The sequence below is a fragment of the Pseudomonas sp. TE3911 genome (genome assembly GCF_054062775.1).
The window spans coordinates 4,757,075-4,771,401 of the sequence record NZ_JBSSFP010000001.1; the positions used below are offsets into that span (position 1 = coordinate 4,757,075).

General features: G+C 61.5%; 6 protein-coding genes. 5 read left to right on the forward strand and 1 reads right to left on the reverse strand.

What is annotated here, in order from left to right; translation table 11 throughout:
- The first annotated feature begins 87 nt into the window (after positions 1-87).
- Positions 88-1,470 (forward strand): PepSY-associated TM helix domain-containing protein, encoded by a 1,383-nt coding sequence (locus ACVWXD_RS21680; RefSeq protein ID WP_457371311.1) that lies wholly within the window; start codon positions 88-90, stop codon positions 1,468-1,470.
- Between the two features lie 198 nt (positions 1,471-1,668).
- Here the strand turns inward: ACVWXD_RS21680 and ACVWXD_RS21685 are convergent, their stop codons facing one another.
- Entirely contained in the window at positions 1,669-8,916 is a 7,248-nt protein-coding gene (locus ACVWXD_RS21685; protein ID WP_457371312.1) for a DUF4329 domain-containing protein, read from the reverse strand.
- 245 nt (positions 8,917-9,161) lie between these two features.
- Here ACVWXD_RS21685 and urtA point away from each other — a divergent pair, with 245 nt between their 5' ends.
- The 4 genes from urtA to urtD all read left to right on the forward strand — a co-directional run bounded on the left by urtA (position 9,162) and on the right by urtD (position 13,964).
- Positions 9,162-10,427 (forward strand): urea ABC transporter substrate-binding protein, encoded by a 1,266-nt coding sequence (gene urtA / locus ACVWXD_RS21690; protein ID WP_032890589.1) that lies wholly within the window; start codon positions 9,162-9,164, stop codon positions 10,425-10,427.
- 137 nt (positions 10,428-10,564) lie between these two features.
- Positions 10,565-12,067, forward strand: a complete 1,503-nt coding sequence (gene urtB / locus ACVWXD_RS21695; RefSeq protein ID WP_122753884.1) for an urea ABC transporter permease subunit UrtB — start codon at positions 10,565-10,567, stop codon at positions 12,065-12,067.
- Entirely contained in the window at positions 12,067-13,134 is a 1,068-nt protein-coding gene (gene urtC, locus ACVWXD_RS21700) for an urea ABC transporter permease subunit UrtC (protein ID WP_095186044.1), read from the forward strand. Before urtB ends, urtC begins: the two co-directional genes overlap by 1 nt.
- Complete coding sequence (gene urtD, locus ACVWXD_RS21705) at positions 13,131-13,964, forward strand: urea ABC transporter ATP-binding protein UrtD (protein WP_095186045.1); 834 nt, start codon at positions 13,131-13,133, stop codon at positions 13,962-13,964. Before urtC ends, urtD begins: the two co-directional genes overlap by 4 nt.
- Positions 13,965-14,327: the final 363 nt, after the last annotated feature.

The window sequence follows — 14,327 nt, forward strand, 5'->3', positions numbered from 1 at the left end:
GCACCGCAGTAGGAGTCGGCCTTACCGACAGCGGGGTTGCCTGGCAGCCCCACACCTAAGATCTATAGCCTTGCGGAGCACTACCTGATGAAGACTCAAAAAATCTCTTTCTACAACCTGGCCTGGCGCTGGCATTTCTACGCTGGCCTCTTTGTCGCGCCCTTCATGGTGCTGCTGGCCGTGACCGGCATCATCTACCTGTTCAAACCCCAACTCGACCCGCTGATGTACGGCAACCTGCTGACCGTACCCGCAGCCGAACACGCCTTGAGCGCCGACGAACAATTGATGCGCGCCCAACGCGCTTACCCCGAAGGCGCGATCAGCAAATACCTGCCGCCGGCCGACGCCACCAGCAGCGCGCAGTTTGTGATGCACAACGAGGGTCGCGAAGTGACGGTGTTCGTCGACCCTTATCGCGGCACCGTACTCGGTGAGCAGGACGCAACCTACAACCTGCAAGCCATCGCTCGTGCACTGCACGGTGAACTGATGATCGGCACCACCGGCGACCGCCTCATAGAACTCGCCGCCGGGTGGGGCGCGATGTTGGTCGTGTCCGGTGTGTATCTGTGGTGGCCGCGTGGCAAGTCTTCAGCGGGGGTGCTGTGGCCACGCCTGGGCAGTCGCGGCCGGGTGTTCTGGCGCGACCTGCACGCGGTCGCCGGGTTCTGGGGCGCGGCATTTTTGCTGGTGATGCTCCTCAGCGGCATGACGTGGACAGGCTTCTGGGGCAAGCAGTACGCGGGGCTGTGGAATACCTTCCCAGCGGCGATGTGGAACAACGTGCCGCAGTCCGACCAGCAGGCGCGAGTGCTCAACACTGCGACCCAACAGACCGTGCCCTGGGCCATGGAAAATACGCCGATGCCCATGTCCGGCGACCACGCCGAACACATGAACCACGGCGCCATGCACGCAGGCCCGGCCGCGCCGACCATCCGCCTGCAACAGGTGGTGGATTTGGCCTCCGCACGCAAGGTCGAGCCAGGCTACAGCATCACCTTCCCCACCACCGCCACCGGCGTGTTCACCGTCGCGGTGTTCGCCAACGACCCGCGCAACGACGCCACTCTGCATGTGGACCAATACACCGGCAAAGTCCTCGCCGATGTGCGCTGGGAGCACTACAACTGGGTAGCGCGGACCACCGAGACCGGCGTGATGCTGCACGAAGGCAAGATGTTCGGCTGGGTCAACCAACTGATCGTGCTGGTGATCTGCCTGATGATTTTGCTGAGCGCCGTCAGTGGCGTGGTGATCTGGTGGAAGCGCAGGCCCCAGGGCGGCCTGGGGGTGCCGCCGTTGCGCCACGACCTGCCGAAGTGGAAAACCGCGATGGTGATCATGCTGGGCCTGGCGATCATTTTCCCGCTGGTGGGCGCTTCGCTGATCGCCGTATGGGCCTTGGATCGTCTGGTGCTGTCGCGTTTTTTTGGCCCGCGTGAGTCCGCCCCAGGTTCTGCATGAACCCGGCGAGGACCCAAGGCAGAGGCCTTCTTTAGCCTTGCGCGACTCTCGTCCCGCAGCGGATAAGCGCTAGCTCATCACACGTTCTGCGTCATCGTTGCTCGCCGCTCATCGCGGCGAGCAACCCTCCAAGCAAAACAAACGACCGATCACCCAGTACCTTGCCAGCGGCCTGATGCACACGCGCTGAGCACGGGATTACAGCTCATCACGGTCACGCAGTTGAAGCGGTTCGTCGACCAAGGGTTCGTCGGTTCCCACCTCTTTGCGACGGTCCTTTAGCACCTCGGAAATCAGCCCCTCGTTATGCCAGTAGCCATCCCGATCGAGTACCGACAGTTGACCGACTCCAGCCAATCGCCTGAAAAACTCAACAGGCGTGAGACTGGCCGCAGACGTCATCAGCTCATTTTCCGGGGATGAAAGCCCCAACACGTATTTCAACAGCGCGCCCCCCCGAGTCATCAGGTAAAAATTCGTCGTAGAGCGTGACTGAGCCTTGAGAATGCGGATGCAATAAGCCAGGAATGTCGGTTCGATAAAGTTGCTGTTCAGCGAATCATCCTCGGACGCCGCACTCTCGACGGGCGCCGTGTCCCGGTAGGCCAACTGCGCACCCACCACCCGGTAAAGGTCCGGAAAGTCCGGGTAAGGTACCGGCCCGCTCGCTGGCGGCGACATCGGCTGCACAGGCCCCGAAGGCCCGGTGTAAAACAGGCGGAACAGGCGCGTCGCATCCAGCCCCGGCCACAGCGGCAAGGTGGTGATGAACGATGAGTCGTTCGGGTTGGCCAGGACCGCGGCGACATAGTTATGGCCCTGGATTGCCGACAGCCGACGTTGAACGTAGCGGGCGGCATCGTCTGGGTGGGAAAACAACGGACCGCAACCCATCGGGTAATCGAAGAATCCTTCTCCCGTTCCCGGCTGCCAGCCGGGCGTGATTCGTCGCGTACCCGCCCAGACCGATCCCTCGACCAGGACATCAAGGTTGCCGAGTCCAGCCAGCTCATGCACATAGTCAAGCAGCGTGATCTTGCCCTCGTGCAGTTGCTGGCGAAGCGTCGGGAAATGGCTGCGATCGTCCAGCGCCTCGTCCGTTTGCAGGTATTGATACCTGAGCAACGCCCCCTCCGGGCAGGACAGGTACAGCGATAGCTGCTTGCCCTTCACACCATGGCGGGCGAAGCGAATGCCATTGTCGATGACCATGGGCGAATGAATCATTTGCCCATGGGGGTCGTGCCCCGGTGTCAGTGTTTCAAGGGCCGCACATAGATAGATACCTTCCAGGACATAACCCTGGGGCAGCAGGCCGCTTGGAAACACCTGCTCGAACTTCCAATAACTGCTACGCACCAGCGGCATCGTCACCATGTACTGCTCTTTGCGCGCGTCCTTGAACACGTAGCCGAACTGCAACGCCGACCCGTACTGACAGCGTTCATGGGCATAACGCACAGCCGCCCGCTCCTGGGCAAATACCGGACTGAAGGCAGGATCCGCCAGGGCGTTTTCGATCTGAGCCCCAGGCAAGCGAAACGCTTTGGGAACAAACCCCTGAAGTAAACGCGGCGGCCCCCAGACCTCGCTGCCTTCCACAACGCGCAAGCGCCCCGCCTTGCTCAAGCGCTGGACAAACGCTTCTGGCGTGACCTCTCCTGCGCGGATCTGTTGCTCAAGCGTGTTCTCCAGGCGGTCCTCCCGCACCAGATTCAGGGGCGCCAAATCGTCTTTCAACGTCGCTTCCAGCAACGAGTTGCTGCGGCTGTAACTGATGATGCTGCCGTCGGCGCCGAACAGGTACTCACGGCTCAAGCTGGCATGGGCAGTGGTCAGCACAGCACTGATCACCCGGGTCGAGAGCATAGTGCGGTAGATGTCGCGTTGCGTGGCATCCAGGGTAAACGGCAGTTCGCGCCCAGGGCTTGAGCGGTAGCGCGCCACCAGGGTATGGGCCGCGGGAAAGCCGCCAACCGCTACCATCTCATCAGGAAAAATCCAGGTGTGCTCGAAGTCTTCGCGCGGCACGCTGACCGGTTCAGTGGCAACGAACAGGCCGTCAGGACGCTGGAGAATCAGGCCGCCGAACAGCCGCCGTCCATTGACAGCCTGAAGGCGAGAATGGGCATACCGCGCCGCGTCATCCTGCTCGTTGAACACTGGCCCCAGACGGCGGCGAATAAAGTGGGCGTAGGGTCGCCAGCGCGAAGATTCCTTGCTCACCGCGCCCCGGCGGTCCCAGCATTGACTGGAGTACAGCACCGTCAAATCACCGGTTTGCGCCATCAACGTCACATAGCGGCGAATATCCAGAGTGCCGCTGCGCAGGCTCATCCCCTGCACGCTGACTTCGCCGCCATTCTCGCCGCCACTGAACAGCGAGGTCTTGGCCGGCTGATAGCGCAATAGCGCGCCTTCAAGCGTCGACAGATAAACCGGTAACACGTCGCCGGTATCCGCGCCCGGCAAATGACGGGCATCTTTCTCGGCCCGTTGCAGCAATTGCGGAGTCGCGAAAAAGCGGGTCAGCCAGGCTTCAGAAGAACTCACGCCGCTGGGCAACCATTGCTGGGAATAGAGCATCCCGGCCACCACGAAACCATGAGCGAAATCCCCTCCTTCAAGATAAGGCGCGCCAAGCGATGCGTTACTTAACCGCCCCTCAGACGCCTGCGGCGCCAGCTCGCTGACCACGTATTCATTTTTTTGCGGGTGCTTGAGCAAGTAAGCCGTATACCCCTGAGCCTCCAGGCTGCGCCCATGGCCACGCTTATGGGCATTGATCGCCGCAGCGTCCAGGGTGGTGAAAATGGCGCTCAACGACGGCGTTTGCGGGGCTACCTGGGCGTATTCGAAATTTGGCGTCCAGTCGTCATAGACTCGCAGGCGCGGCCCCCACAACCGTGTATGGCTGAGCACCCGCAGTTCGCCTGCGTCCGCCAGGCGGATCACGATATCTTGCGGCTTGAGCGCACCTCGCTCCAGGCGAAGACGGTAGCTATCAACCCCCGGCGTTTGACGGGTATTGGCCAGTACCAACGCTTCCTTTTGTGAGCCGCTGGGGATGTAACAGATCAGGTTGTTGGGCGTTCCGCTCAAGTACGCCGGAAGCCCGGACTGGATCACCGAACGGATTTCCTGATCGGCGAACATCGTGACGGTGATCTCAAGATCGGTCAGTGTCCAACCCAGACGGCGCCAACGTTCCAGGTCAGCTTGGGACAGCGGTGGATGGGAACTGTAGCGCCCACAAATGACATGCTCGGCGGGCGGTACGACTAACCCATTGTCGGACGATGACAGCAGCAAGTCTGCGGCAAAGCCATTGCCCTGGAAACGTACCGGTTCGGTGAACGTGAAGCGCTGGTCGGGACGCCGCAGGATGTAGCCGCCATACCCCGCATCACGCCGTATGCCGATGCGCTCGTGGGCGTGCCGCGCGGCATCGTCGGCACTCAGGAAGGTTGCATCGACGCTATCACGCTTGGCCGTACCCAATGGCAGGACTTCACTGTCATACACCACCCCTCGCTCGGTCCAAAGCTGGCCTGTCTGGCGTACCGTCAGCTCGCCCGCACGAATAACACGACGCACAAACGCCCGGGGAGACAACGAACCGTCCATCAACGCTGCCTGATTGCCGTTATCCGTCACCGTGCCGTCAATGGCCACATTGAACAGTTCAGTGGCCGCCTTGGCTTCGGGCGCTTGCCATTGCAAAAGCGCCCCGTCGTCAGTGTGCAAAAACAGCTTCAAGCCCATCTCGGCAATCTGCAGGCTCTTCGTGGCGGCCGCCTGATTCATCGCCGTGACCAGCAGTTGAGGGCTGACGAAACGCTTGTACAGCCAGGGTTCCGTGGCGGGTAACGGCGTGTCGGCCAAAGGCGCCTGGGAATAATAGAAGCCCACCACGCGATGATTGGAGGGCAGCCGGGGCTGGCCGTTGTTGCGTACCGGGAACAGCCCGGTCAACGCAGCGCCCAGGGCCGTGGGTTCGGTGGCGACATAGGTCGAAGCCGTCAGGTGCTTGAGGACAACCCCCTGATAGCCGGTCCGGGGCAAACCCGCCGAAAAGCTCAAGGCCACCAACACCGCCGCTTGCGCGGTACTGACGATCGGGGTGAAGAACGGTTGTGCCTGCGCAACCCCGTCGCTGCTCACTGGACTGCGCAAGGTCCAGTCCTGAGGCACCTTGCCGCGTACACCGCCCCACACGGGCGAGGGTACCAGTACGTGTAACTCACCGGCTTTCGCCAACCGCCAGACAGCGCCTTCGAACGCGGAGAATGGCACGACCGGCTCGGTGCCTGTCAGTTGAGCCTTGAGGCTTGTCTCCTCGGCCGAGCCGCTGCTCACATATTTGAGCAGCGAGTTGACCGTCCCAGACAGGTAATGCACGCGCGCAAAGTTACGATGGGTGATGACAAACACCTGGTCGGCGTTGGAATAAAAACTGTTGAACAGCTCAACCTGATCCGCGGTGAAACCGGGGTTGAATTGTCTTATCGAGCCTTCGTCGGCGGGGTGGGAATGGTAGAGCGCATGGCACTCGTAAGGATGGGGCGCGATAAAGTTGCCCTCATCGTCCACTGCCAGGATCGTGCTGAAATCGAACAGCACCTGCTCACCGCTGGCCGGATGCGTGGCGAAGTAGCGGTTGCCGCGTTTGAGAATGAGCCCGCCATACTCTTTGTCACGCCGTGTGCCGATCTGGTTGTGTGCCCAGCGCGCAGCGTCATCGGGCTGAATGAAGGCCGGCCCCACTGTTACCTCCGGGACATCGGTAAACGGTCGCCACGCTGCGGTAACCACACCCGCGCGGTCCCACATGCGGTTGGTGGCGAGCACGGTCAGCTCACCGACAGCCGCGACCTGCCGAACATAGTCCTGGGGTGTGAGGCTGCCTGTGAGCAGCGCGTTATCGGCCTCAGGGCTGCTGCCGAAGCGTTCGACTTCTGCAGGCGAGAAGTTAAATCGGTAGCGCAACAGCGCACCATCTGCGGTTTGCTGATAGAGCCCAAGCGGCTGATCCGGCACCTGCAGGTTAGCGATAAGACCAGCCTGCTGAGCCGCGCTCCCCAAACCCAACGGCGGAAAAAAGCTGCGGTACAACCAGGGTTGGTTCACCGCCACGCGGCCGTGTTCGGCAGGAGGGTCGCAGTAAAAACCAACAATGTGATGCTCGTCCGGCAACAGGTAATTGCCGTCCGCATCCGTCGATAACAGGTGGCTCACATAAAAGCGTGGCTCGTCGAGGAGGTGGGCCTGGGTCGCGACGAATTCATCCTTGCCATCGCGCTTGAGGACCAGCCCAAGGCGCCAGGACGTCCTGGAGCCGGTGCCGAGCGCCACGCCCGCTTGAATGGCATCGCTGACCGTGGCGCAGACGTGGGACAACAGCGGCAACAACCCCGGCGCTGGCGCAGCGAACGCCTGATAGGGCTGCCAGCTCTGCGGAACCACCCCCCGAGAGCCGCCCCACAACGGGTTGCTGGTGACAAAGCTCAACTCACCCACCGCGAGCATTTTTTTAAAGTGACCTTCTATCGAGCCATCCGTGCCCCACGCTGCCTCACTGACCTTGCCCAAAATCCACTTGGCGTATTGCGCCTCGGCGAACGACCCACTGGGGCGATAGCGCACCAGGGAATCATCGGGACCCGACAAGTAAGACAATGCAAAGTTGTGCTGATAGGTGATATCCCCAGCGGCATCCCATGGAGAAAAGAAATTCAGATAGGCCTTCACCTGATGCTCGGACATCTTCGGGTTGGCACTGGCAACCTGTTCGTAATCCGCCGGATGGGAATGATAAAGCCCGGCGCGGCGGTAACCGGCAATCGGCAAGAAACTGCCATCCTCGCGGGTGCCGAGGACGTCGCGGATGTCAAACTCAAGCCCCTGACCACTGACCGGCTCTGTGGCAAAAAAATACCCTTGCAGGTTGCGCAGAATCACACCGCCGTACTCACGATCACGCCGTGCACCAATACGCCGGTGCGCCCACAACGCTGCGTCATCGGCATGAATAAAGGCCGGGCTCAACGCGGGCAGCGTCACCGATGTGCCGCCGGAGCCCGGCGTGGTGGTAGATGTGGGCTGTGTAACGGTCTTGTCCGGCACCCAGTTCTCATCGACGACACCGGCCACACTCCACAATGCGCTGGTCTGCTCCACGCTCAGTTGCCCGGTGCTCGCCACCCGCCGTACAAAGTCGCGCGGGCTCATCTGGCCGCTCAACAGCGCGGCGTCCAAACCGTCATCCACGACAGAGCCATCCGCCTCAACCTTGAACAGTGCCGCTTCGGCACTGGTCAGGGAGCAGCGGTATTTGAGCAACGCTCGCCCCTGGGTACGGTAATAAATCGACACGCCCAAGGCCTGATCCACCGTCTCCAGCGTGTGCGCCTGGTAGATGCCGAGCGCCAGCGCCCGTGGCGCGAAGAATGCCTGGTAGAGCTCTGGCTCCTGGACGGGGAGCACGGTCGCCGGTGGCGTTGGCCCCAGGTAGAAACCCGCTACCCCATAATCTGCGGGCAATGCGAACTTGCCCTCGCGACTGGGGAACAGTTGCCGCAAGAAAGGCTGGTGAGGGTCGAGGGTCCTACCGACAGTGGCGATATAGGCCTCCTTGTCGCGAGCCTTGAGCAACACGCCGCCAGCACCACCGCCGGCCAGGGCCGAGCGAATGGCCTTGGTAGCTTGATCGAAGACGGCGGTAAACAAGGGCAACTCGGTCAACGTGGAGGAACTGAAGGGTTCGAACACCACCCAGTTCGCCGGCACCTTACCGAAAGAACCGCCCCACAGTGCAGTAGGCACAATCAGGCTCAGCTCGCCCAGCGTGGAGACCTTTTTCACAAACTCATTGAAGGGCCCATACACCCCCACCCGACTGCCGGCCGGTTTTCCCGCCCGCAGCCACAGTGCGAAGCTGCGCTCCGGGGACGAACCGCTGGGCGCGTAGCGAATCAGTGAGCCGTCCGGCCCCGATAGATACGCCGCCGGAAAGAATTCGCGATCATCCACATCGTGGCTGAAGTCCGAACCTGAAAAAAAACCGAGAAACGCCTTGGCCATTCGCTCGTCGAACGACGGATTGCGCTCGCGGATCAACGCGTGCTGGGCCGGGTGCGAATGGTAACTGGCGACGCAGGTGTAGCCCCTGGGTTGCTGGTAATAACCTTCGGCGCTGATGCCCAGAACGTTGAGCAGATCGAACTGCATGCCATCCCCTGGCACCGGATCGGTGGCGAAGTATTTACCGGCGGGGTTTTTCAGGATGACGCCGCCGTACTCGCGATCACGGCGGTCGCCGATTTTCCGATGGGCCCAGTAGGCGGCGTCGGCCTCATGCACAAACGCCGGGCTTAACGGCGGCAAGCGCGACGCTCCCCTCCCGGCACCGGCAGCGCGTTCCTGGCGTGATAATCGAATAGCCATACACATTCCTTTTGACTGAGTGTTGGCGGCCATTCTTGTACCTCTGGGAAGGCGTCGAGCGGTAAGTAGTTAGCCCGCACCGTTAGCGTGCGCCAGCGCGCACATCATCCGGTTCAAAGCCCCGATCTGGTGCGCGAAATCCTGGGCAAAACGTCAAGCACGCGTGAATGCATCGCGACGGCACTGATAGGCACAGCCCTTGCAATTGCTCCCACATAACAACATTGACCTATGGAGACCGCACCATGAAGCGTCGCAGCTTGATCAAGGCTTTCACCCTGTCGGCATCCATTGCCGCCATGGGCATGACCTGGACTATCCAGGCCGCCGAGACCATTAAGGTCGGCATCCTGCATTCGCTGTCCGGGACCATGGCCATCTCGGAAACGTCCCTCAAGGACATGGCGCTGATGACCATCGACGAGATCAACGCAAAGGGTGGGGTGAACGGCAAGATGCTTGAACCGGTGGTCGTGGACCCAGCCTCGAACTGGCCGCTGTTCGCCGAAAAAGGCCGCCAGTTGCTGACCCAGGACAAGGTCGCGGTGGTGTTCGGTTGCTGGACGTCGGTGTCGCGTAAATCGGTGTTGCCAGTGTTCGAAGAACTCAATGGCCTGCTGTTCTACCCGGTGCAATACGAAGGTGAAGAGATGTCGCCCAACGTGTTCTACACCGGTGCGGCGCCGAACCAGCAAGCGATCCCGGCGGTGGAATACCTGATGAGCGAAGAAGGCGGCAGCGCCAAGCGCTTCTTCCTGCTGGGCACCGACTACGTGTACCCGCGCACCACCAACAAGATCCTGCGCTCGTTCCTGCATTCCAAAGGCGTAGCGGATAAAGACATCGAAGAGGTCTACACCCCGTTCGGCCACGCCGACTACCAGACCATCGTTGCCAACATCAAAAAATTCTCCGCCGGCGGCAAGACCGCTGTGATCTCCACCGTGAATGGCGACTCCAACGTGCCGTTCTACAAGGAGCTGGCCAACCAGGGCCTGAAAGCCACCGACGTACCGGTCGTGGCGTTCTCCGTGGGCGAAGAAGAACTGCGCGGCATCGACACCAAGCCGTTGGTGGGCAACCTCGCCGCGTGGAACTACTTCCAGTCGGTGGAGAACCCGGTCAACCAGAAATTCGTCGCAGACTGGAAAGCCTACGCCAAGAAACACAACCTGCCGGGCGCGGACAAAGCCGTGACCAACGACCCGATGGAAGCCACTTATGTGGGCATCCACATGTGGGCCCAGGCAGCAGAGAAAGCCAAGTCCACCGACGTCGACAAAGTACGTGAAGCCCTGGCCGGCCAGACCTTCGCCGCGCCGTCCGGCTTCACCCTGACCATGGACAAGACCAACCACCACCTGCACAAGCCGGTGATGATCGGTGAGATCCAGGCGGACGGGCAGTTCTCGGTGGTGTGGCAGACCCAGGAGCCGATCCGCGCCCAGCCGTGGAGCCCGTACATTCCTGGCAATGACAAAAAACCGGATCACGCTGTGAAGAGCAACTAAAGCCCCACCACAAGTCAAATGTGGGAGGGGGCTTGCCCCCGACGGCGGTGAGTCAGTGACAGAAGTATCACCTGACACTCTGCTATCGGGGGCAAGCCCCCTCCCACACTGTCCACGCATGATCAGGACATTTGTTTATGCCCACTGCCCTCACACGCTACTTCCTGATGCTGCTGCTGTTGCTGCCCCTGGCCGCACACGCCAGCGACGCCGAAGACTTCCAGGCCGCCAACCCGACGCAACAAGCCAAGCTCCTCCAGGACTGGGCTGCAAAGCCTGACCCGGCGCGCATCGAGTTGGTGGACGCCCTGCAACAAGGTCAGATTACGGTCAATGGCGAAACCAAAACCGTGCGCCTGAACAACCGCCTGCGCGGCTTGATCGATAACGTGCAAGCCAGCCAGCAACTGCTCGCCGCCGACCCCAAGGTGCGCTTGGCGGCTGCGCAAACGCTGCAAAAAACCGCGCAACCTGCGCAGCTCAAATTCCTCGACCAGCAAGTTGCCGCCGAAACCGACGAAGGCGTGCACACCGCCCTGAGCCTGGCCCTGGCCAACCTGCAACTGGTCGACACCGACCCGGCCGTGCGCCTGGCTGCCGTGCGCTTGCTCGGCAGCACCGGCGACCCGCTGGCCCGCACGCGCCTTGAAGCCTTGCTCGCACCTGGCGTCGAAACCGATGCCGCCGTGCACACCGCCGCCGAAACCAGCCTGGCCCAGGTCAAACGCAAATTGATGTTTGGCGAAATCCTCGGCCAGGCCTTCAGCGGCATGTCCCTGGGCTCGATCCTGCTGCTCGCGGCCCTGGGGCTGGCGATCACCTTCGGCCTGCTCGGCGTGATCAACATGGCCCACGGCGAGATGCTGATGCTCGGCGCCTATTCCACCTACGTGGTGCAACTGCTGATGCAGCGCTACGTGCCTGCGGCCATCGAGTTCTACCCGCTGATCGCGCTGCCGGTGGCGTTTTTCGTCACCGCCGCGATCGGCATGGCCCTCGAGCGCACGGTGATTCGTCACCTGTACGGCCGGCCATTGGAAACCCTGCTCGCCACCTGGGGCATCAGCCTGATGCTGATCCAGGCCGTGCGCCTGGTGTTCGGCGCGCAGAACGTCGAAGTGGCCAACCCTGAATGGTTGTCCGGCGGTATCCAAGTGCTGCCCAACCTGGTGCTGCCTTACAACCGCATCGTGATCATCGCCTTCGCACTGTTTGTCGTTGTGCTCACTTGGCTGCTGCTGAACAAGACGCGCCTAGGCCTCAACGTGCGCGCCGTCACCCAGAACCGCAACATGGCCGCCTGCTGCGGCGTGCCCACCGGGCGCGTGGACATGCTCGCCTTTGGCCTGGGCTCGGGCATCGCCGGGTTAGGCGGCGTCGCGCTGAGCCAGATCGGCAACGTTGGCCCGGACTTGGGCCAGAGCTACATCATCGACTCGTTCCTGGTGGTGGTATTGGGCGGTGTCGGCCAGTTGGCCGGTAGCGTCACGGCGGCCTTCGGCCTGGGTATCGCCAACAAGATTCTGGAACCGCAGATCGGCGCCGTGCTCGGCAAGATCCTGATCCTCGCGCTGATCATTCTGTTTATCCAGAAACGCCCGCAAGGACTCTTCGCACTGAAAGGACGGGTGATCGACTGATGAACCAGCCATTGATGCTTACGGCCGCGCAAAAGGCCGGCCCCAAGGCGACGATTGCCACCGGTGTGATCATCCTGATCCTGCTGCTGGCCTTGCCGCTGTGCTCGCTGCTCTCGCCGGAAAACCCGCTGCATGTCTCGGCCTACACCCTGACGCTGGTGGGCAAGATCCTCTGCTACGCCATCGTCGCCCTGGCCCTGGATCTGGTGTGGGGTTACGCCGGGATGCTGTCCCTCGGTCACGGTTTGTTCTTCGCCCTCGGCGGTTATGCAATGGGCATGTACCTGATGCGCCAGGCGTCCGGCGATGAGCTGCCGGCGTTCATGACCTTCCTGTCGTGGACCGAATTGCCCTGGTATTGGGCCGGCACCGATCACTTCCTCTGGGCGCTGTGCCTGGTGGTATTGGCCCCGGGTTTGCTCGCTTTGGTGTTCGGTTTCTTCGCCTTCCGTTCGCGGATCAAGGGCGTGTATTTCTCGATCATGACCCAGGCCCTGACCTTCGCCGGGATGCTGTTGTTCTTTCGCAACGAAACCGGGTTCGGCGGCAATAACGGCTTTACCAACTTTCGCAGCATCTTGGGTTTTGGCATTACCGAGCCTGGCACACGGGCAGCGTTGTTCCTGGCCACGGTGCTGCTGTTGGTCGCCAGCCTGTACATCGGCTGGCGCCTGGCCCAGAGCAAGTTCGGCCGGGTGCTGACCGCCCTGCGCGACGCGGAGAACCGCCTGATGTTCTGTGGCTACGACCCGCGTGGTTTCAAGCTGTTTGTGTGGGTGTTGAGTGCGGTGCTGTGCGGTTTGGCCGGCGCCTTGTACGTGCCACAAGTGGGCATCATCAACCCGAGTGAAATGTCGCCGACCAACTCCATCGAAGCCGCCGTGTGGGTGGCCTTGGGCGGGCGCGGCACCTTGATCGGCCCGCTGCTCGGCGCCGGTGTGGTCAATGGCATGAAGAGCTGGTTCACCGTGGCCTTTCCGGAATACTGGCTGTTCTTCCTCGGGGCGCTGTTCATCATCGTCACCCTGTACCTGCCCAAGGGCGTTATCGGCTTGCTGAAGAAATGAGGAACGTCATGCTCGAACCTATTTTTGACGCGGGCAGCGGCCGCGATGCCATCGGCATCGGCCAGGCCGCGGGCAAGGGCCTCAACACCCGCCATGGCACCATCCTGACCCTGGAAGACATCAGCGTCAGCTTCGACGGTTTCAAGGCACTCAACGACTTGAATCTCTACATCGGCGTCGGTGAACTGCGCTGCATCATCGGCCCCAACGGCGCGGGCAAGACCACGATGATGGACGTGATCACCGGCAAGACCCGGCCCAGCCACGGCAATGCCTGGTTCGGCGAAACCCTGGACCTGACCAGCATGAGCGAAGTGCAAATCGCCCAGGCTGGTATCGGCCGCAAGTTCCAGAAGCCAACGGTGTTCGAAGCCTTGAGCGTGTTCGAAAACCTGGAGCTGGCGCAGAAGACCGACAAGTCGGTGTGGGCCAGCTTGCGTGCACGTTTGAGTGGCGAGCAGAAAGACCGGATTGATGAAGTGCTCGATACCATCCGCCTCACTGCCTCGGTGCATCGCCCCGCCGGGTTGCTGTCCCACGGCCAGAAGCAGTTCCTGGAAATCGGCATGCTGCTGATGCAAGACCCGCAACTGTTGCTGCTGGACGAACCGGTGGCGGGCATGACCGACGCCGAAACCGAATTTACTGCCGAACTGTTCAAGCGCCTGGCGGGCAAGCATTCGTTGATGGTGGTGGAGCACGACATGGGCTTTGTCGGTTCGATTGCCGACCATGTGACGGTGTTGCACCAAGGCAGCGTGCTGGCCGAAGGGTCGCTGGAACAGGTGCAGGAAAATGAGCGGGTGATCGAGGTTTATCTCGGTCGCTGAACAGCTTCAGGCGGATGCGAAAATGTGTGTTGCGCAGGACTTTGTGGTGAGCAGGACTGACTATGTGCTGAGTAGGACTTTGTGGTGAGCAGGACTATTTGCTGAGCAGGACTATGTGGTGAGCGGGCTTGCCCCGCGCTGGGTCGCGAAGCGGCCCCAAAACCAGGCAATGAGTTTTACCTGATAGAACGCGGTGAATGGGAAAGGGGCCGCTTCGCGGCCCAGCGCGGGGCAAGCCCGCTCACCACAAAAAGCCCGCTCACCACAAAAGTCGGTTCACCATAAAAGCCAGCTCACCATAAAAGTCGGCTCACCACAAAAGTCGATTCACCATAAAAGCCAGCCACCGGCACGATTTGAGGA

Excerpts from the sequence above, each read along its gene's own strand:
- ACVWXD_RS21685 (WP_457371312.1), bottom strand. The coding sequence starts at position 8,916 with ATGGCTATTCGATTATCACGCCAGGAACGCGCTGCCGGTGCCGGGAGG.
- urtD (WP_095186045.1), top strand. The coding sequence starts at position 13,131 with ATGAGGAACGTCATGCTCGAACCTATTTTTGACGCGGGCAGCGGCCGC.
- urtC (WP_095186044.1), top strand. The coding sequence starts at position 12,067 with ATGAACCAGCCATTGATGCTTACGGCCGCGCAAAAGGCCGGCCCCAAG.
- urtB (WP_122753884.1), top strand. The coding sequence starts at position 10,565 with ATGCCCACTGCCCTCACACGCTACTTCCTGATGCTGCTGCTGTTGCTG.
- ACVWXD_RS21680 (WP_457371311.1), top strand. The coding sequence starts at position 88 with ATGAAGACTCAAAAAATCTCTTTCTACAACCTGGCCTGGCGCTGGCAT.
- urtA (WP_032890589.1), top strand. The coding sequence starts at position 9,162 with ATGAAGCGTCGCAGCTTGATCAAGGCTTTCACCCTGTCGGCATCCATT.